This window comes from Pseudomonas sp. R45(2017), assembly GCF_002112305.1.
GTDB classification, from domain to species: Bacteria; Pseudomonadota; Gammaproteobacteria; order Pseudomonadales; family Pseudomonadaceae; genus Aquipseudomonas; species Aquipseudomonas paraglycinae.
In genome coordinates this window covers 171,013-188,042 of the sequence record NZ_NEHH01000004.1, presented here as the reverse complement: position 1 = coordinate 188,042, position 17,030 = coordinate 171,013, and the positions used below count along the sequence as shown (strand labels likewise).

At 60.8% G+C, this 17,030-nt stretch carries 18 protein-coding genes and 1 tRNA gene; 10 read left to right on the top strand and 9 right to left on the bottom strand.

All coding sequences use genetic code 11. The features are described 5' to 3' along the window. Both CAF74_RS10990 and CAF74_RS10985 read left to right on the top strand, forming a co-directional pair. Positions 1-777 (top strand): divergent polysaccharide deacetylase family protein, encoded by a 777-nt coding sequence (locus tag CAF74_RS10990; protein WP_085746378.1) that lies wholly within the window; start codon positions 1-3, stop codon positions 775-777. Positions 778-888: 111 nt separating this feature from the next. Beyond that, on the top strand, positions 889-2,235 hold the full coding sequence (locus CAF74_RS10985) for a Vps62-related protein (RefSeq protein WP_176240481.1): 1,347 nt from the start codon (positions 889-891) through the stop codon (positions 2,233-2,235). Here the strand turns inward: CAF74_RS10985 and CAF74_RS10980 are convergent. The 7 genes from CAF74_RS10980 to CAF74_RS10950 all read right to left on the bottom strand — a co-directional run bounded on the left by CAF74_RS10980 (position 2,216) and on the right by CAF74_RS10950 (position 8,095). After that, entirely contained in the window at positions 2,216-2,971 is a 756-nt protein-coding gene (locus tag CAF74_RS10980; protein ID WP_085746376.1) for an ABC transporter substrate-binding protein, read from the bottom strand. The two genes, CAF74_RS10985 and CAF74_RS10980, sit on opposite strands and share 20 nt — an antisense overlap. Positions 2,972-3,047: 76 nt before the next feature. Next, positions 3,048-3,818, bottom strand: coding sequence for an imidazole glycerol phosphate synthase subunit HisF (gene hisF, locus CAF74_RS10975; protein WP_007909211.1), 771 nt, complete (start codon positions 3,816-3,818; stop codon positions 3,048-3,050). Between the two features lie 9 nt (positions 3,819-3,827). Then, the gene (hisA, locus tag CAF74_RS10970) at positions 3,828-4,565 is read right to left on the bottom strand and encodes a 1-(5-phosphoribosyl)-5-[(5-phosphoribosylamino)methylideneamino]imidazole-4-carboxamide isomerase (RefSeq protein ID WP_085746375.1); all 738 of its coding nucleotides are present in this window, start codon (positions 4,563-4,565) and stop codon (positions 3,828-3,830) included. A gap of 101 nt (positions 4,566-4,666) precedes the next feature. After that, the gene (locus CAF74_RS10965; RefSeq protein WP_011332018.1) at positions 4,667-4,927 is read right to left on the bottom strand and encodes a DUF2164 domain-containing protein; all 261 of its coding nucleotides are present in this window, start codon (positions 4,925-4,927) and stop codon (positions 4,667-4,669) included. After that, positions 4,928-5,566 carry an imidazole glycerol phosphate synthase subunit HisH gene (gene hisH, locus CAF74_RS10960; RefSeq protein WP_007952546.1) on the bottom strand — a complete coding sequence of 213 codons (639 nt, stop codon included), beginning with the start codon at positions 5,564-5,566 and terminating at the stop codon, positions 4,928-4,930. It lies immediately after the preceding gene. Next, the gene (hisB, locus tag CAF74_RS10955; RefSeq protein ID WP_085712764.1) at positions 5,566-6,159 is read right to left on the bottom strand and encodes an imidazoleglycerol-phosphate dehydratase HisB; all 594 of its coding nucleotides are present in this window, start codon (positions 6,157-6,159) and stop codon (positions 5,566-5,568) included. The genes hisH and hisB overlap by 1 nt, the downstream gene beginning before the upstream one ends. Before the next feature lie 271 nt (positions 6,160-6,430). Next, a complete protein-coding gene (locus CAF74_RS10950; protein WP_085611172.1) occupies positions 6,431-8,095 on the bottom strand; it encodes an OFA family MFS transporter in 1,665 nt (554 codons plus the stop codon). A gap of 355 nt (positions 8,096-8,450) precedes the next feature. On the opposite strand from CAF74_RS10950, the gene CAF74_RS10945 reads away from it, so the two are divergent. The 5 genes from CAF74_RS10945 (at position 8,451) to CAF74_RS10925 (ending at position 12,664) form a co-directional block, all read left to right on the top strand. Continuing rightward, complete coding sequence (locus tag CAF74_RS10945) at positions 8,451-10,676, top strand: AsmA family protein (RefSeq protein ID WP_085746374.1); 2,226 nt, start codon at positions 8,451-8,453, stop codon at positions 10,674-10,676. Continuing rightward, positions 10,673-11,740 (top strand): A/G-specific adenine glycosylase, encoded by a 1,068-nt coding sequence (mutY, locus tag CAF74_RS10940; protein WP_085746373.1) that lies wholly within the window; start codon positions 10,673-10,675, stop codon positions 11,738-11,740. The genes CAF74_RS10945 and mutY overlap by 4 nt, the downstream gene beginning before the upstream one ends. After that, positions 11,737-12,009, top strand: coding sequence for an oxidative damage protection protein (locus CAF74_RS10935; RefSeq protein WP_007952551.1), 273 nt, complete (start codon positions 11,737-11,739; stop codon positions 12,007-12,009). Before mutY ends, CAF74_RS10935 begins: the two co-directional genes overlap by 4 nt. Before the next feature lie 104 nt (positions 12,010-12,113). Continuing rightward, positions 12,114-12,189, top strand: a tRNA-Phe gene (locus CAF74_RS10930). Positions 12,190-12,325: 136 nt separating this feature from the next. Beyond that, entirely contained in the window at positions 12,326-12,664 is a 339-nt protein-coding gene (locus CAF74_RS10925; RefSeq protein WP_085746372.1) for a hypothetical protein, read from the top strand. Here the strand turns inward: CAF74_RS10925 and CAF74_RS10920 are convergent. Continuing rightward, a complete protein-coding gene (locus CAF74_RS10920; RefSeq protein WP_085746371.1) occupies positions 12,661-13,110 on the bottom strand; it encodes a hypothetical protein in 450 nt (149 codons plus the stop codon). The genes CAF74_RS10925 and CAF74_RS10920 overlap by 4 nt on opposite strands. 262 nt (positions 13,111-13,372) lie before the next feature. Here CAF74_RS10920 and CAF74_RS10915 point away from each other — a divergent pair, with 262 nt between their 5' ends. From CAF74_RS10915 to CAF74_RS10905, 3 genes are read left to right on the top strand one after another with little or no spacing between them, the layout of a single operon-like run. Next, positions 13,373-14,326 carry an alpha/beta fold hydrolase gene (locus tag CAF74_RS10915; protein WP_085746370.1) on the top strand — a complete coding sequence of 318 codons (954 nt, stop codon included), beginning with the start codon at positions 13,373-13,375 and terminating at the stop codon, positions 14,324-14,326. A 20-nt stretch (positions 14,327-14,346) separates the two neighbouring features. Next, positions 14,347-14,760, top strand: coding sequence for a hypothetical protein (locus CAF74_RS10910; protein ID WP_085746369.1), 414 nt, complete (start codon positions 14,347-14,349; stop codon positions 14,758-14,760). 6 nt (positions 14,761-14,766) lie between these two features. After that, the gene (locus tag CAF74_RS10905) at positions 14,767-15,219 is read left to right on the top strand and encodes a hypothetical protein (RefSeq protein WP_085608645.1); all 453 of its coding nucleotides are present in this window, start codon (positions 14,767-14,769) and stop codon (positions 15,217-15,219) included. Between the two features lie 70 nt (positions 15,220-15,289). Here CAF74_RS10905 and gabP read toward each other — a convergent pair whose 3' ends face one another. Next, the gene (gene gabP / locus CAF74_RS10900) at positions 15,290-16,681 is read right to left on the bottom strand and encodes a GABA permease (RefSeq protein WP_085746368.1); all 1,392 of its coding nucleotides are present in this window, start codon (positions 16,679-16,681) and stop codon (positions 15,290-15,292) included. Positions 16,682-17,030 lie beyond the last annotated feature (349 nt).

Below are 17,030 nucleotides of genomic sequence, written 5' to 3'. Positions count from 1 at the left end.
ATGTCTTTGCGTTTCGTCTTTGTCCTGCTGTGCTGCCTGGCGGGTGCTGCTCACGCAGAACCTGCCAGACCAACACCTCAAAAAGCCTACCTGACGCTGATCATCGACGACCTGGGGCAGAACCTGCCCCGGGATCGTCGCGTGCTGGCCCTCCCCGGGCCGGTGACTACAGCGATCATGCCCGACACCCCGCACGCCACCGAATTCGCCCGCGAAGCCCATCGCGCCGGCAAGGTCGTGATCCTGCACATGCCGATGGACCCGGCCACCGGCCCGTTCGCCTGGCATCCCGAACTGCCCATCGAAGAACTCGAAAAACGCCTGAACGCTGCGTTCAGAATGGTCCCCTACACCGCTGGCATCAACAACCACATGGGCAGCCGCATGACTGCGCAGCCGGTGGCCATGGCGTGGTTGATGGGCGAGTTGCAGCGTCGCCACAAGTTCTTCGTCGACAGCCGCACCAGCGCCCAGACCGTCGCTGCGCAACAGGCACAGAAGATTGATCTGGCGAGTGTTTCGCGGGATGTGTTTCTCGATGACGAGCGCACAGAAGCGGCGATCCTGACTCAATTGCAGACAGCGATCAGTCTGGCGCACAAACAGGGTTCGGCCGTGATGATCGGCCACCCTTATCCGCAGACACTGGCGGTGCTGGAGCGCGAACTACCCAAATTGAAGGCTCAGGGCATCGAGTGGATCGACATCAAGCAGATGATCAGTGTGCGCAGCAATCGCGCTACAGCCGCTCACGGCCACAACGGCATTTACCGGTAATACCCCGCCACACCCGATAAATAGTTACCGCCCGTCCCCTTGGCCAATTCCGGATATTGAGACCTGCAACAGGTCGCGACCACGAGTCGCCTTTCACTATCAGGAATGACCATGAACAGCGAAAACAGTGAAACCACGGCCGACAGGCCAATGGATTCGATCCAGGTCGATAACCTGCTGATCAACTTCACCACCGAATTCCAGCGGATCTGGAACTGCAATGGCTCGGGCTCGACACCCTGCGCGCTCTGGCGTCCGGTGCCATCCCCCGACTCGCTGCCTGGCTTTTACCCGCTCGGGGACGTCGCCATCTCCGGCGATGGCAATATCAATGGCAGCAAGATCGTGGCCGTTGTCCGCGAAGGCCCTGCCGCAAATGGCGAAACCGCGCAAACAAATGCACTCAGTCCACCGGATGATTTCGAAGAAATCTGGAGCGATGCAACCTCGACGCCGGCGGGGGGGACGCTATGGCGGCCGATTGCGCCTGAGGGTTATGTGGCACTGGGAACGGTGTGCTCCATCAACCACGAAAAGCCTTTACTGAGCTCGGTACGTTGCGTGCGCGAAGATCTGGTGATTGAGGCGAGTGTCGCCGAGTTGATCTGGAATGATCGGGGAGATCGTTCCCGCCAGTATTTCAGCGCCTGGAGCATCGCTCCTCCGGTTGCCGATGCAGGTGCGATCAACTTCACGGCAGGCACGTTCATCGCTTCCGGCAACTCTGACAGCCCCGAGAATGAAGCCGAAGCCTATTCATTGCGAATGCAGATTGCGGTACAGAGCAATCCAGCGCCTGAACTTCCGGAACTGTCAGGATTCGAAGCGCCGGAACCGCTCGAACCCTCGCAACCGACCCACACTGCCAGGCTGCCCTGGTTTGCGGTGGAAGACCACGGTCAGCCATCACTGAAGAGATTCCGCCAATCGCCCTACTATTACCTGCAAAGGACTGACCGGTATGTGCTCATCGGCTCCAGCCATAACACGACTGACAAGAGCAGCCTGTTTCACTGGACGTTGCCTCGTGTTCTGAGCCGCCGCGATCTGCGGCTTTTCAACCGCATCAGTGCAATACAGGTCCCGGGGGTTTGGCCAGCGAGCGACTCAACGGTTGAACGGCCGATAAGGTTCTCGGCAAGGCTGGGCGAAACCTTCACCCACACCGAAACCTCGAGCATCGGATGGACCACGCCGGACATCGTGGCGGTCGCCGCCAACGTGACGAAACACAAGATGATGGCGCTGTATCAACTGCAGAGTAACTACGATCTCTGGCGGGACAACCGAACGGAAACCGCCATCAACTTCAGGTACTCAGACAGAAACAGCCTGCACTGGCTCGAATACCCGCCAGAAGTCGCGAGTGACGCCATGGTGCCACTCCCGTCAGTGCCGGAACAGCCGGAATCTCCCGAGTTACCAGAGTCGCCAGAAATTACAGATACCGCCCCATGATCTCGTCGACCACGCCGTCCTTGCGCATCTGTTCGAGCGCCGCCTGAAGCTTGGCAACGGCTTCGTCCGGCACGTCCTTGTTCAGCGCCAGATACAGTTCGGCGCTGTTGAAACGCAGTACGGTTTTCAACCCGGTCACGCCATCCTGCCGCGCCAGATAACGTCCGGCAGGATCGCCGGTGGCCCAGAGGTCGATCTGGCCGCTGACGAGTTTTTTCGCGTTGTCCTGATCACGCAGCACCACCACCGGCTTCAAACCCTGCTTGGTCAGAGTCTCGGCAATCGCATCGCCCTTGTAGGCGCCGATCTTGTATTTGCGCGCGTCATTGAGGGTTTCGAGGGTGATCTTGCTGTCGGCCCTGGCCAGCATGACCCAGTCGTCCGGGCCGATCGGGCCGACCCACTTGAAGAGCTTTTCGCGATCCGGCAGGCGCGCCATGACGAACGCACCGTAGCCGGGATTCTCCAGCGCCAGCTTGTAGACCCGCTCCCATGGGAAACGCAGGGTCAGGCTGTAAGTGATGCCGGCACGCTTGAACATCTCGCGCACGATGTCCGTGGCGATGCCGTTGATGTTTTCGTCCTGGGCGAAATTCTTGCCGTTCTTCGCCATGTTGTACGGCGGGAAGTTTTCGGTGAGGAGCACCAGATCGGTGTCGGGACTTTCCTCGGCGTGGCCGGTGTTGATCAACAACACGGAGGCACTGGCGAGGGCGAGGAGCAGGCGTTTGATCATGTCGGGCTACCGAAATCCATGGCGTGCCCAAGAGTGCCTTGGGTACGCCATGCTGTCCACTGGCCTGTATGGATGTTTAACGCATTACGATGCCGCGTTTGGCCATGTAGGCCTTGGCTTCCTGAACGGTGTATTCGCCGAAGTGGAAAATACTCGCCGCCAGTACTGCACTGGCGTGGCCTTCAAGAATGCCGTCAGCCAGATGCTGCAGGTTGCCGACGCCGCCGGAAGCGATCACCGGAATGCCCAGCGCATCGCTGATGGCGCGGGTCACGCCGAGGTCAAAGCCGTTTTTCATGCCGTCCTGATCCATGCTGGTCAGGAGGATTTCACCGGCACCCAGGCCTTCCATTTTCTTCGCCCACTCGACGGCGTCGAGGCCGGTCGGTTTGCGACCGCCGTGGGTGAAGATCTCCCAGCGCGGGGTTTCGCCCGGGCCCGAAACCTTCTTTGCGTCGATGGCGACGACAATGCATTGCGAGCCGAAATGCTGCGCCGCTTCGCCGACGAATTCCGGGTTGAACACAGCAGCGGTGTTGATCGACACCTTGTCCGCACCGGCGTTGAGCAGGTTGCGGATGTCCTGCACGGTCCGCACGCCACCGCCGACGGTCAGCGGAATGAACACCTGACTGGCCATGCGCTCGACGGTGTGCAGCGTGGTGTCACGGCCATCGACGCTGGCGGTGATGTCGAGAAAGGTAATCTCGTCGGCACCCTGCTCGTCGTAGCGACGGGCGATTTCCACCGGGTCGCCGGCGTCACGGATGTTCTCGAACTTCACACCTTTGACGACCCGGCCGTTGTCCACGTCCAGGCAAGGGATGATGCGTTTGGCCAGCGCCATGGTCAGTCCTCAGCCTTGGTACGAATCGCAGAAAGCTTGCGCTTCGGCGACGTCGAGAGTGCCTTCGTAGATCGCCCGGCCGGTGATGGCGCCGATGATGCCCGGTGCCTTGGCGTCGAGCAGCGACTTGATGTCACCCAGGTTGTGAATGCCGCCGGAAGCGATCACCGGGATCTTGGTGGCAGCCGCCAGCGCGGCGGTGAACGGAACGTTGCAGCCCTGCATCATGCCGTCTTTGGCGATGTCGGTATAAACGATCGAGGACACGCCCTCGGCTTCAAACTGCTTGGCCAGGTCGATGACTTGCACGGTGCTGATTTCAGCCCAGCCATCGGTGGCGACAAAACCGTCCTTGGCATCCAGACCGACGATGATCTTGCCCGGGAACGCGCGGCAGGCTTCAGCGACGAACGCCGGATCCTTCACCGCTTTGGTGCCGATGATCACATAGCTGACGCCAGCCTTGACGTAGTGCTCGATGGTTTCCAGCGAACGGATGCCGCCGCCGATCTGGATCGGCAGGGTCGGGTAGCGCTTGGCGATCGCGGTCACCACTTCGCCGTTGACCGGCTGGCCTTCGAAAGCGCCGTTCAGGTCGACCAGATGCAGACGGCGGCAGCCGCCCTCCACCCACTTGGCAGCCATGCTCACCGGGTCATCGGAGAACACTGTGGAATCTTCCATGCGGCCCTGGCGCAGACGTACGCAGGCACCGTCTTTAAGATCGATAGCGGGAATAATCAGCATGCTTTTTCCTTCGTCAAAAGAGCTGCAAGCTGCAAGCCATAAGCTGCAAGCGCGCACGCGTGTGTACTTCTTGCAGCTTGCAGTTGAAGCTTGCCGCTGCCCTAATTCTTCTCGAGCGCCCACAGGTCGCTTTCGATGCTTTCAAACCGCTCCTTGAGGTGGGTCTGCACATCGAAAATCGCCCTGTTGTAATAGTGCGGAGCAATTTCGCGGGTAAACAGCTCAAGAATTTCCGCCGCCTCGAACGAACCCAGGTCCAGTTCGAAACGATCCTCCATGAACCGCTGAATCTTGCGGTTGGCTTCACTCTCCTGCTCGGGAGTGAGGGTCAGGATCGGCGGCTTGGATTTCTTGACGGCCATTTACCAGCGACCGTCCCACGCCGCGAAGTTCTGCAGCAATTGCAGGCCATGGGTATGGCTCTTCTCCGGGTGGAACTGCACGGCGAAACGCGAACCTTCGGCCAGCGCCGCGGCGAAATCGACGCCGTAATGACCGCTGCCAACCACCTGCCGCGGGTTACCGGCGGCGATGTAATAGCTGTGCACGAAGTAGAAACGCGCCAGGTCCGGAATGTTGTGCCACAGCGGGTGATCCACCGCCTGCTTCACTTCGTTCCAGCCCATGTGCGGGACTTTCAGGTGCTCGCCGTCTTCATGCAGGTCTTTGCCGAAGAACTTCACCGCGCCCGGGAACAGGCCGATGCAGTCGACGCCGTCGTTCTCTTCGCTGCTGTCGAGCAAGGCTTGCATGCCGACGCAGATGCCGAGGAACGGACGATCCTGACTGACTTCACGCACCAGCGAATCGAAACCGAGGCGACGGATCTCCGCCATGCAATCGCGAATCGCGCCGACGCCGGGGAAAACCACCCGGTCGGCTTCGCGGATCACTGCCGCATCGCTGGTGATCAGCACCTTGCCGGCACCGACGTGCTCGAGGGCCTTGGCCACCGAGTGCAGGTTGCCCATGCCGTAGTCGATAACTGCAACCGTCTGCATTACAGGACGCCCTTGGTCGAAGGCATCTGGCCGGCCATGCGGTCATCCAGCTCGACGGCCATGCGCAGCGCGCGGCCGAATGCCTTGAACACGGTTTCGATCTGGTGGTGGGTGTTGGTGCCGCGCAGGTTGTCGATGTGCAGGCTGACCAGTGCGTGGTTGACGAAGCCCTGGAAAAATTCCTGGAACAGGTCGACGTCGAAGCCGCCAACGGTGGCGCGGGTGTACGGCACGTGCATCTGCAGGCCCGGACGGCCGGAGAAGTCGATCACCACGCGCGACAGCGCTTCATCGAGCGGCACGTAGGCGTGGCCGTAGCGACGGATGCCTTTCTTGTCGCCAATGGCTTGCGCGAAAGCCTGGCCGAGGGTGATACCGACGTCTTCCACCGTATGGTGGTCGTCGATATGCAGATCGCCCTTGCATTGGATATCCAGGTCGATCAACCCGTGACGGGCGATCTGATCCAGCATGTGCTCAAGAAAAGGAACACCGATATCGAATCGGGCCTTTCCGGTGCCATCAAGGTTGATCGAGGCTTTGATCTGGGTTTCCAGAGTGTCGCGCTCGACAGACGCCTTACGTTCGGCCATCACCAGCTCCGCAAAATCATTGGGCGAAAAAGGCAGCCATTATAGGGGCGCGGGGCCGAAACAGAAACACGAGAGGTGGAATGACTGACGGATAGAACCCCGTGCTGTCGGGGATAGACATGTCCATACAAGCATCGAAAGGCGCTGATCGCTCCCACGCTCTGCGTGGGAGTGCAGCCCCGGACGCTCTGCGTCCACTTCGAATGTGACGCAGAGCGTCACAGGGAGACATTCCCACGCAGAGCGTGGGAACGATCAGGTGTAAACGAACTTAGTGAAACAGAACCGCCGTCTTCTGCAGGGTCACCCAAACACCCCACGCCAACGGAATCCCCACCACCAGCCACGCAGCGATCGCCAATGGCTTGCTGCCCGGCGCGGCTTTCCACTCCAGCACGGTGCTGGCATCAGCACCCTTGTCGTGGCCCAGCGCCTGTTCGGCGGCCAGTTCGGCGTCGGTCATGAAGTACTTGTCGGCCACCGGGCGCACCAGCAGGTTGCACAGGAAGCCCAGCACCAGCAGGCCAGCGAGGATGTACAGGGTGATGTCGTAAGCGGCAGCGCGTTCAACACCGATGCTCAACTGATACTCACGCAGGTAGTTCACCAGCACCGGACCCAGCACGCCAGCGGCGGCCCAGGCCGTCAGCAGACGACCGTGGATCGCGCCAACCATCTGTGTACCAAACAGGTCGGCCAGATAGGCCGGAACGGTCGCAAAACCACCGCCGTACATCGACAGGATGATGCAGAACGCCGCCACGAACAGCGCAACGTTGCCCAGGTGACCGAGGTTCGGGATCAGTGCGTACAGCGCAAAACCCAGCGCGAAGAACACGAAGTAAGTGTTCTTGCGGCCCAGGTAGTCCGAGAACGACGCCCAGAAGAAACGACCGCCGATGTTGAACAGGCTCAGCAGACCGGTGAAACCGGCCGCAATCGCAGCGATGGAAGCCAGTTGACCGGCGTCCAGCTGACCGAACGGCAGATCGTTACCCAGCAGCTTGCCGCCGAACACTTCCTGCAACAGTGGCGAAGCCATGCCGAGGATGCCGATACCGGCAGACACGTTCAGGCACAGCACCAGCCACACCAGACGGAATTGCGGGGTTTTCCACGCCACATTCACGTGAACGTGACGGTGGGTGATCATCGCGTTCGAGGCTTTCTTAGCCGGAGCGGTCCAGCCTTCAGGCTTCCAGCCGGTTGGCGGCACGCGGTAGGCCAAGGCGCCACCGATCATGAACACGAAGTAGATTGCGGCCATGGCCACGAAGCTCTGCCACACGCCCACCCCAGTCGGCGAAGCGAAATGGCTCATCAGAGCGGTCGCCAGTGGTGCACCAACCATCGCGCCACCGCCGAAACCCATGATCGCCATGCCGGTCGCCATGCCGCGCTTGTCCGGGAACCACTTGATCAGGGTCGAGACCGGCGAGATGTAGCCCAGGCCCAGACCGATACCGCCGATCACGCCGGAGCCGATCCACATCAGCCAGATCTGGTGGGTATAGATACCCAGCGCAGAAATCAGCAGACCGCCGCACCAGCACAGTGCCGATACAACACCGGCCTTGCGTGGACCTGCGTGTTCAAGCCAGCCACCCCAGATCGCTGCCGAGCAGCCGAGGAAGATGAAGAACAGGGTGTAGATCCAGCCGAGCATGGAGATCGGCCAGTCGCATTGCGACGAGAACACTTGTGCGATGAAGCTCATGTCCGGTGCGCAAGCCACCGGAGCGGTGACGCCCAGCGCCTTGGACAGCGGCAACCAGAACACCGAGAAGCCGTAGGCCATGCCGATGCACAGGTGAATGGCCAGAGCGGCCGGCGGGACCAGCCAACGGTTGAAACCGGGCTTGGCGATGATGCGTTCCTTGGACAGGAACCCGGGCTGATCGGCTTTGAAGCCGTCCGCCGTAATGGTCGTGCTCATTGTGTATCCCCCAATTATTAGTATGGTTCGCCAGCCACTGCCCACCCCGGCCTTTATGCACGCAGGCATGACCGTTTTTTTGCGGGTGAAGCTCCTTGAAAGCGCGACGTTAAGTCGCAGATGGGCGTACGAACGGGCGAAGGTTACCATTTGCACGTGACAGAAAAACCAAACTGATATCACCTTTTTTGAGTCATCTGATCTCCTGATGCCGGGGAACCCCGATGCCGATCGTTGTCGAAGCGCTGTACATCAAGGTTCAGCAGGCTGCACGGGACACCGCAACAGCGCGGGTTGATGCAGCGCTATACTCCCCGGCTAAATTACGAATTCGACTACTTACAAGGACTCGCCCATGAAAGCGTTCGGCAAAATCCTGGGTCTGGTACTTCTCGGGCTGTTGCTGATCATTGTGGCGGCGGGCTTCGCCCTGACCCACCTGTTTGATCCCAACGACTACAAAGACGAGATCCGCCAGATTGCCCGCGACAAGGCCCACATCGAGCTGACGCTCAATGGCGACATCGGCTGGAGCCTGTTCCCGTGGCTCGGCCTGGAACTGCACGAGGCCAGCGTCGCGACCCTGGCCAAGCCTGCCGAACCGTTCGCCGACCTGCAGATGCTCGGCCTGTCCGTGCGCGTGCTGCCGCTGCTGCGCCGAGAAGTGCAGATGAGCGACGTGCGCGTCGAAGGCCTGAACCTGCGCCTGAACCGTGACAAGAATGGTCATGGCAACTGGGAAGACATCGGCAAGGTGCCGCCCAAGGCCGGCAGCGCCCCGGCGCCAACCACCACGGCCGAAACCGCCCCCGAGGCCCCTGCGCAACCGGAAAAACCGGCCCAGCCGATCCGGCTCGACATCGATAGCCTGACCGTCAACAACGCCCGCGTGGAATACAACGACGAGCTGACCGGCAAGCAATTCAGCGCCGAAAGCATCCAGCTGAGCACCGGAGCTGTTCACGACTCGACCAATATTCCGGTCAAAGCCACCGCGTTCCTCGGCACCAACCAGCCAGTGCTGCGGGTGCGCACCGAGCTCAACGGCGAGCTGCGCTTCGAGCGCGCCCTGCAACGCTACAAGTTCGAAGACCTGAAGCTGTCCGGCGAAGTCGCCGGCGATCCGCTGCAAGGCAAGACCGTGACCTTCGCCGCCCAAGGGCAACTGTTGCTGGACAAGGCCGCCAACGTCGCCGAATGGACTGGCATCAAGCTCTCGGTCAATCAGCTGCGCGCCCTGGGCGAACTGAAGGCCAACGACCTGGACAAGACGCCACAGATCACCGGCGGGATTTCCATCGCCCAGTTCGACCTGGCGAAATTCGTCGACAGCATCGGACAGACCCTGCCCGCCATGGCCGAAGGCAGCCTGAGCAAAGTTGAACTGGTCAGCCGTGTCGCCGCGACGCCGACCAGCGTGGCGCTGGACAACATCAACCTGAAACTCGACGACAGCAGCTTCAGCGGCCGTATCGCCGTCGAAGATTTCGCCAAGCAATCGCTGCGTGCGGTCCTCAAGGCCGACACCTTCAACGTCGACCGTTACCTGCCGGCGAAATCGGAAAAAGCCAACAACGCCACTCAGGTCCGTCACGCCGAAGTCGCCAGCACCGAGGCCGATGCAATGGCCGGTGCCGGCAGCACACCGCTGCCGGAAAAACCGAGCAAAAGCGCGTGGAGCACAGAACGTCTGTTCCCTGTTGAGCGCCTGAGTAAACTCGACGTAAACGCCGACCTGACCTTCGGCCAATTGACCCTCGACAAGCTGCCAATCCAGAACGCCGCACTGAAAGCCACCGGCCAGGGCGGCCTGCTGACTCTGGAGAACCTGCGGGGCGAGTTGTACAACGGCGACTTCGAAGCCAAGGGCACGCTGGACGTTCGCCAGACGGCGCCGGTGCTGAACCTGCAAACCCGGATCAACCGGGTGCCGGTGGAGAAAATCCTCGAAAGCCAGGGCAAGAATCCGCCGGTCAAAGGTCTGGTCAATCTCACCAGCACCGTCACCGGCAGCGGCAACAGCCAGCAGGCGCTGATTGAAACCCTCAACGGCAACGCCAGTTTCGTGATCAACAACGGCGTGCTGCTCAACGCCAACCTTGAGCAACAACTGTGCAAGGGCATCGCCACCCTCAACCGCAAATCCCTGAGCGGCGAGCCGCGCGGCAAGGACACGCCGTTCCAGGAGCTCAAGGGCAACCTGACCTTCCGCAACGGGGTGGCCAGCAACCCGGACCTGAAAGTGCGCATCCCCGGCATGAGCGTCAACGGTGACGGCGATATCGACCTCAAGGTGCTGGGCATGGACTATCGCGTCGGCATCATCGTCGAGGGCGACACCAGTGCCATGCCGGACCCGGCCTGTCAGGTCGGCGACAAATTCGTCGGCATCGAATGGCCGCTGCGCTGCCGAGGCCCGCTGGAGCTGGGCGCCAAGGCCTGCCGCCTGGACAACGAACGCATGGGCCAGGTCGCGAGCAAACTGGCCGGCGACAAGATCAGCGAAAAAATCGACGAGAAACTGGGTGACAAAGTCAGCCCGGAACTGAAAAACGCATTGAAGGGGCTGTTCAAGCGATGAGAGCGGAGCAGTTTTCCACGGCGGTGCTGGAATGGTTCGACCGCCACGGCCGCCATGATTTGCCCTGGCAACAGAACATCAACCCGTACCGGGTGTGGGTGTCCGAGATCATGTTGCAGCAGACCCAGGTCAGCACCGTGCTCAATTACTTCGACCGGTTCATGGCCGCGCTGCCGACGGTCGAGGCCCTGGCCGAAGCGCCGGAGGACGAAGTGCTGCACCTGTGGACGGGGCTGGGTTACTACACCCGCGCGCGTAATTTGCAGAAGACCGCGAAGATCGTCGTCAGCCAGTACGGTGGCGAGTTCCCCCGGGATGTCGAGAAGCTCACGGATTTGCCGGGCATCGGCCTGTCGACTGCCGGTGCGATCGCCAGTATCAGCATGGGGCTGCGCGCGCCGATCCTCGACGGCAACGTCAAACGAGTGCTGGCGCGCTTTACCGCGCAGGAGGGCTACCCCGGCGAGCCAAAGGTCGCCAAACAGCTGTGGGCCAACGCCGAGCGCTTTACGCCGCAGGATCGGGTCAACGCCTACACCCAGGCGATGATGGATCTGGGCGCCACGCTCTGCACCCGCAGCAAGCCGAGCTGCCTGCTGTGTCCGCTGGAAAAGGGCTGCGAAGCGCACATGCTCGGCCTGGAGACGCGTTACCCGATCCCCAAACCGCGCAAGGCTATCCCGCAGAAACGCACGCTGATGCCGCTGCTGGCCAACGAGGACGGCGCGATTCTGCTTTATCGCCGCCCGTCCAGCGGATTGTGGGGCGGTTTGTGGAGCCTGCCGGAACTCGATGGCCTCGACGACCTGCAACACCTCGCTGCGCAGCACTCGCTGGAACTGGGCGAGCAGCAGGCGCTGCCGAGCCTGGTCCACACCTTCAGCCACTTCCAGCTGTCCATCGAACCCTGGCTGGTTCAGGTGCAGGAGGCCGGCGGTCACGTGGCCGAGGCCGACTGGCTCTGGTATAACCTCGCCACCCCGCCGCGCCTGGGCCTCGCCGCCCCGGTCAAGACCTTGCTCGAACGCGCGGCCGCCGTCTTGAATGCAGGAGAGTCGACATGACCCGCACCGTAATGTGCCGCAAGTACAAAGAACAACTCGAAGGTCTGGAGCGCCCACCGTACCCGGGCGCCAAGGGCCAGGACATCTTCGAACACGTCTCGGCCAAGGCCTGGGCCGACTGGCAGAAACACCAGACACTGCTGATCAACGAAAAACGCCTGAACATGATGAACGCCGAAGACCGCAAATTTCTTCAGGGCGAAATGGACAAGTACTTCTCCGGCGAGGAATACGCTCAAGCGGAAGGCTACGTTCCGCCTGCAGAGTAAACCCCGCGAAATCGGGGGTCGGATCGTAAGCGACGGAATTAATTTAAGAAATTTTAAAAAAGTCGTTGACGTAAATCCGAAAAACCCTTTTAATGCGCCCCGTTGCCCAGATAGCTCAGTCGGTAGAGCAGGGGATTGAAAATCCCCGTGTCGGCGGTTCGATTCCGTCTCTGGGCACCAAATACCGAAAACCCTGAATCGCAAGATTCAGGGTTTTTTTATGCCTGCGATTTGATGACGGCCCGATCCCGCCCTTCTTGCAGGCCGGAATTGGCGATACGTTGCTCAACCCTTACGGAAGAGGGTCATCACCGCGATGAACCAGAAAAGAACCCGCGTCCCCCTGCCCCATCCTGCGCCACCCGTAAAACGCACCGACTGGTTGATGATCGCTCTCGGCACCGTACTGACCCTCTGCGTAGGCCTGATCACTTATGAAACGGTGAACGGCCTGATTCAGGGACGCATCAGCAACATGGCTCGGGGGAAACACTTCGCCGTGTATTCACAGGCCGAACAGTCCTTCGACTTCTGGTTCACTGTTGCCACGCACTGCCTCTTCGCACTCTTCCTGTCGGGCGCTGCCTGGCTTCTGATCTGGATGGGACGCACCGCGACGGTCACGCCACCCGGGCGTGACCGTCGGCGACGTTAGGTGTTGTCGCTCCAGTGGAACACCAGATTGCGCGCAGCACCGCCGCCTACTTGCGCCACATCCCGACGCGTTTCACCCTTGCGGGTGGCGACGACCGTGTACTTGCCTGGCGGTAACTGAACGTACACCAATGGCCCGGTCTGATTCAGCGTCAGCACGGTTTGACCGGGGGCTTTCTGGATCGCCACGTCGACATCGGCGGTGTATTCGTTTTGCGTACCGACAGCGAAGGTCATGTGCAGGTTGTAGCCCGCGGATTGCTGAATGGCTTTCGACTCATCTTCACCAATCCCGCCGGCCAGATAGCGAACGCCGTTTTGCTCTTGCTGTTGAACCTGCACAGCGGAATTGTCGATCGGCTCCAGACTCGCAGCCTGCGCCATGATCGGAAACAGCAGTACCGCCGCAGCGGCAAGGGGCAGCACGAATGAAAGAACGCGTTTCATGAGGACGACTCCCGGGCTCTCGTGGAACCCAATCGTTACCTCTTTTTAGATTTTTTCTTGCGGGGCGGGTTTTAGAACGATTGGGAGTTGCCTTGAATGCGAAAAGGACTACAGAAGTATCTTCCAGCCAATTCATGACGCACTGCGTCACGGATTGGCGACCGCCTCGAACCGTCAATCCGCTACGCACTGCGTACCAAGTCATTGCGTTACATCCCGCGTGAAGTTCATTCTCGACCCGTCCTAGCCAGGCTCTAAACCCATGAACCTACAAAGTGCGCCGCCTCCCCTTGGCCAAGCATCCGACGTTGAAAGCGAGCCCTTCCACGAGCCCGCCGCCGACGGCTATCTGCTCGGCGGTTTCACCTGGCGTCACGCGACACCGGATCCACAATGCCCGGTGGTGATCATCAACGCCGCCACGTCCGTGCGCTGCCGCCACTACTCGCGCTTCGCGGCGTATCTGTTCGCCAACGGCTTCGACGTGATCATTTACGACTACCGGGGCATTGGCGAGTCGCGGCCGAAGTCGATGAGGCATTTGCAGGCTTCGTGGACGGATTGGGGCGCGCTGGATTTCGAGGCGATGCTCAAACGCGCGCAGCGAGAGTTTCCCGGGCAGCCGATCGATGTGGTCGGGCACAGCTTCGGCGGCTGCGCAGCAGGCCTGGGGGCGTCCGGACAGGTAATCCGACGACTGGTGACGGTCGGCGCGCAATTCGCTTACTGGCGCGATTACGCGCCCGAGCACCGCTGGCGAATGTTCGGCAAATGGCACCTGCTGATGCCGCTGGTCACGCTGTTCTGTGGCTACTTCCCGGGCAAACGAATTGGCTGGCTGGAAGACACGCCTGCCGGTGTGGTGCGCGACTGGAGCACACCTGCCGCGCGCTATGAGCGGCGCCCGAGCGGGAGAACGATGACGGACTTGCCCTTCGCCAACGTCCGGGCCAAAGCCCTGGCAATCAGCATCAGCGACGATCCCTACGGCACGATTCCCGCCATCGAACGCCTGCTGGCTTACTTCCAGAATGCGCAGAAGACCCACCTGCGAATCGAGCCGCAGGACATCGGCGAACAGCAAGTCGGACATTTCGCCTTTTTTCGCAACGCATACCAAGCCACACTATGGCCCATCGCTCTGACCTGGCTGCAGACCGGCGAACTGGCCTCCGACACACCGGGGCGCGAAATCCCACGCAGCCAAGCCCTTTAACGCACCACGGAACACACACCATGGCTTCCGCCAACAAGCAGCAAAAACGCGCCGCCCGGGCCAAGACCAAGGCCAAGCAGAACCGCACCAAACGCGCGGAAACGCCGGTCGAGCTGGACCCGAACGACGACCGCATCGATTTCGAGTCGGTGGACCTGACCGAACTGTTCAAGAAAATGATCGACGCCGAAAAGATCAGCCAGCAGGCCCTGTGCACCGCGTTCCTCGAAGACCCGCTGCTGGAGCTGGTGTACGAGCAGGAAGGCGAAGAAGGCGCGATGGACTTCATCCTCGCCGCGCTGATCGAGTACCGCCAGTGGTCCACCGAGACCGACGAGGCTGGCGCTCTGGCGTGGATCGAGTCCCCGGATTTCCAGAAAGACTATGTGGCCGCGTCCGACGCAATCGCCGCACAAACCCAACAGAAAAACTGAGTTCCCATGGCATCCCTGAACAAGCAGCAAAAACGCGCCAAACGCGCCAAGGCCAAAGCCAAGCAAATCCGCATGGTCGGTCGCAAACCCCTGGCCCAGGACGATGACCTCGGCCACCTGGCCGAGCCGATCCCGGAATACACCCTGGCGATGTTCAGCAAAATGCGCGACGCCGAAGCCGTCAGCCGCAACGAAATGCTCCTGACGCTGCTGCGTGAACTGGCGTTCATCATCGTCGACCATCCTGAACTGCTGGACATGGAAAACGCCGAGAACGAAGGCATGGCCGCCACTCACCTGGCCGCGGACATGCTGATCGACTACCGCATGTGGGCCGATGGCATGGATCGCGAGACCGCCCAGGCCTGGCTGAGCGAACCGGAGTTCATCAGCGATTTCGGGATTGCGCTGGACACCTACGGTCAGTCGGTGGAAGCGCAGGAAGAGAAGAGCGAATAAACCGCTCGCAGTAACAAAAACGGCCGCTTGTCATCACTGACAGCGGCCGTTTTGCGTTACTCGTGGCGGATCAGTTCAAAACTGCCGCACCACGGTTTTCCACCTTGCGACGACGAGCTACCAACAGACCGGTAGCTACGACGACCAGACTCAGCAGGCCGGTCGCGAGGATTTCCACGCGGTGGGCGTCCTGGAACAGCATGATGGTCAGGGCCGCGACGATGAATACGATCACCGCGTAGGTCAGGCCCGGGAACAGCCACATGCTGAAGACGATTTTCTCGCCGCGAGCCATGCGTTGTTTACGCATGCGCAGTTGCGAAATCGCGATCACCAGGTACACCAGCAGCGCGATGGCGCCGGAGCTCGCCAGCAGGAACTCGAACACCGCAGCCGGGGCCACGTAGTTGGCGAAGGTGCACAGGAACGCCGCGCCGGTAGACAGCATCACCGCCCAGTAAGGCGTGCCGCTCTTGTTGGTGCGGGTCGCCATGGCCGGTGCATCGCCACGCTTGCCGAGGGAGAACAGCATGCGCGAAGAGGTGTACAGCGCCGAGTTCAGGCAGCTGGTCACAGCAACCAGAACCACGATATCGACGATCATCTTGGCGTTCGGGATGCCCATGCGCTCAAGCACGGTCTGGTAGGAGCCGAGGCTGGCCAGAACCGGGTCGTTCCATGGCACCAGGGCCACAACGATGAAGATCGACACGAGGTAGAACAGGCCGATCCGCCAGATCACCGAGTTGGTGGCCTTGGAGATCTGCTTGCCCGGGTTCTTTGATTCCGCGGCCGCGATGGTCACGATCTCGGTACCCATGAAGGAGAACATGGTGGTCAGGATTGCGCCCAATACCGCACCCATGCCGTTCGGCAGGAAGCCCTGGGTGTCGAAGATGTGCGAAACGCCGCTGACCTGGCTGTTCGGCAGGAAGCCGAAAATGGCCGCGACGCCGAGGATGATGAAACCGATGATCGCCACGACTTTGAGCAGGGCGAACCAGAATTCGAACTCACCGTAGTTTTTCACGCTGAACAGGTTGGTCACGGTCAGCAGCATGGTGATGATCAGGGCGAAGGCCCAGATTTCCACACCGGGGAACCACGCGTGCAGGATGGTCGCGGCGGCGTTGGCTTCCAGCGGAATCACCAAGACCCAGAACCACCAGTACAGCCAGCCGATGGTGAAACCGGCCCAGTGACCGATAGCGCGGTCGGCGTAAGTCGAGAACGAGCCGGTGTCAGGCGAGGCAACAGCCATTTCGCCGAGCATGCGCATGACCAGCACAACCAGCGCGCCAGCAGCGGCGTAAGCCAGCAGAACAGCGGGACCGGCGGCGGCGATGGCGTGGCCGGAGCCGACGAACAGACCTGCACCGATCACCCCGGCGATCGACAGCATGGTCACATGACGCGGTTTGAGCCCCTGTTCGAGGCCATTGGAGCTTTGGGTACTGCTCATTGGAACTACCTTTGCGAGGAAAGCGATTGCGTCCGGCCCGTCTGGCGTTCCTTCTCGTAAAAAGAATCCAACGGGGCGTTCCGGATTCTGCACGCAATAAATGCGCCAAAATGTTTCAAACTCTTCTGCTCTGCGGTTTTCAGCGCGACCGGACAGTCATCGCAAGTCCTTGAGAATACTGGCCTTTCGCCAAAGCGTTACCCTGCGACTCACTTTTCAAACGAACGAGCGCACCAGAAACACACTGAAAAAGTGCGGGATGCACAATAAAAGGGCGAATGAGGAACGATCGGCCGGATAGCGCTTCCAACACCCCGCCAAAGGTGGCAACATCGCGCCTTTTTTTACG

Excerpts from the sequence above, each read along its gene's own strand:
- hisA (WP_085746375.1), bottom strand. The coding sequence starts at position 4,565 with ATGCTGATTATTCCCGCTATCGATCTTAAAGACGGTGCCTGCGTACGT.
- CAF74_RS10905 (WP_085608645.1), top strand. The coding sequence starts at position 14,767 with ATGGCATCCCTGAACAAGCAGCAAAAACGCGCCAAACGCGCCAAGGCC.
- hisB (WP_085712764.1), bottom strand. The coding sequence starts at position 6,159 with ATGGCCGAACGTAAGGCGTCTGTCGAGCGCGACACTCTGGAAACCCAG.
- CAF74_RS10990 (WP_085746378.1), top strand. The coding sequence starts at position 1 with ATGTCTTTGCGTTTCGTCTTTGTCCTGCTGTGCTGCCTGGCGGGTGCT.
- hisH (WP_007952546.1), bottom strand. The coding sequence starts at position 5,566 with ATGCAGACGGTTGCAGTTATCGACTACGGCATGGGCAACCTGCACTCG.
- CAF74_RS10950 (WP_085611172.1), bottom strand. The coding sequence starts at position 8,095 with ATGAGCACGACCATTACGGCGGACGGCTTCAAAGCCGATCAGCCCGGG.
- CAF74_RS10910 (WP_085746369.1), top strand. The coding sequence starts at position 14,347 with ATGGCTTCCGCCAACAAGCAGCAAAAACGCGCCGCCCGGGCCAAGACC.
- CAF74_RS10915 (WP_085746370.1), top strand. The coding sequence starts at position 13,373 with ATGAACCTACAAAGTGCGCCGCCTCCCCTTGGCCAAGCATCCGACGTT.
- CAF74_RS10945 (WP_085746374.1), top strand. The coding sequence starts at position 8,451 with ATGAAAGCGTTCGGCAAAATCCTGGGTCTGGTACTTCTCGGGCTGTTG.
- gabP (WP_085746368.1), bottom strand. The coding sequence starts at position 16,681 with ATGAGCAGTACCCAAAGCTCCAATGGCCTCGAACAGGGGCTCAAACCG.
- CAF74_RS10985 (WP_176240481.1), top strand. The coding sequence starts at position 889 with ATGAACAGCGAAAACAGTGAAACCACGGCCGACAGGCCAATGGATTCG.
- CAF74_RS10965 (WP_011332018.1), bottom strand. The coding sequence starts at position 4,927 with ATGGCCGTCAAGAAATCCAAGCCGCCGATCCTGACCCTCACTCCCGAG.
- mutY (WP_085746373.1), top strand. The coding sequence starts at position 10,673 with ATGAGAGCGGAGCAGTTTTCCACGGCGGTGCTGGAATGGTTCGACCGC.
- CAF74_RS10925 (WP_085746372.1), top strand. The coding sequence starts at position 12,326 with ATGAACCAGAAAAGAACCCGCGTCCCCCTGCCCCATCCTGCGCCACCC.
- CAF74_RS10935 (WP_007952551.1), top strand. The coding sequence starts at position 11,737 with ATGACCCGCACCGTAATGTGCCGCAAGTACAAAGAACAACTCGAAGGT.
- hisF (WP_007909211.1), bottom strand. The coding sequence starts at position 3,818 with ATGGCGCTGGCCAAACGCATCATCCCTTGCCTGGACGTGGACAACGGC.
- CAF74_RS10980 (WP_085746376.1), bottom strand. The coding sequence starts at position 2,971 with ATGATCAAACGCCTGCTCCTCGCCCTCGCCAGTGCCTCCGTGTTGTTG.
- CAF74_RS10920 (WP_085746371.1), bottom strand. The coding sequence starts at position 13,110 with ATGAAACGCGTTCTTTCATTCGTGCTGCCCCTTGCCGCTGCGGCGGTA.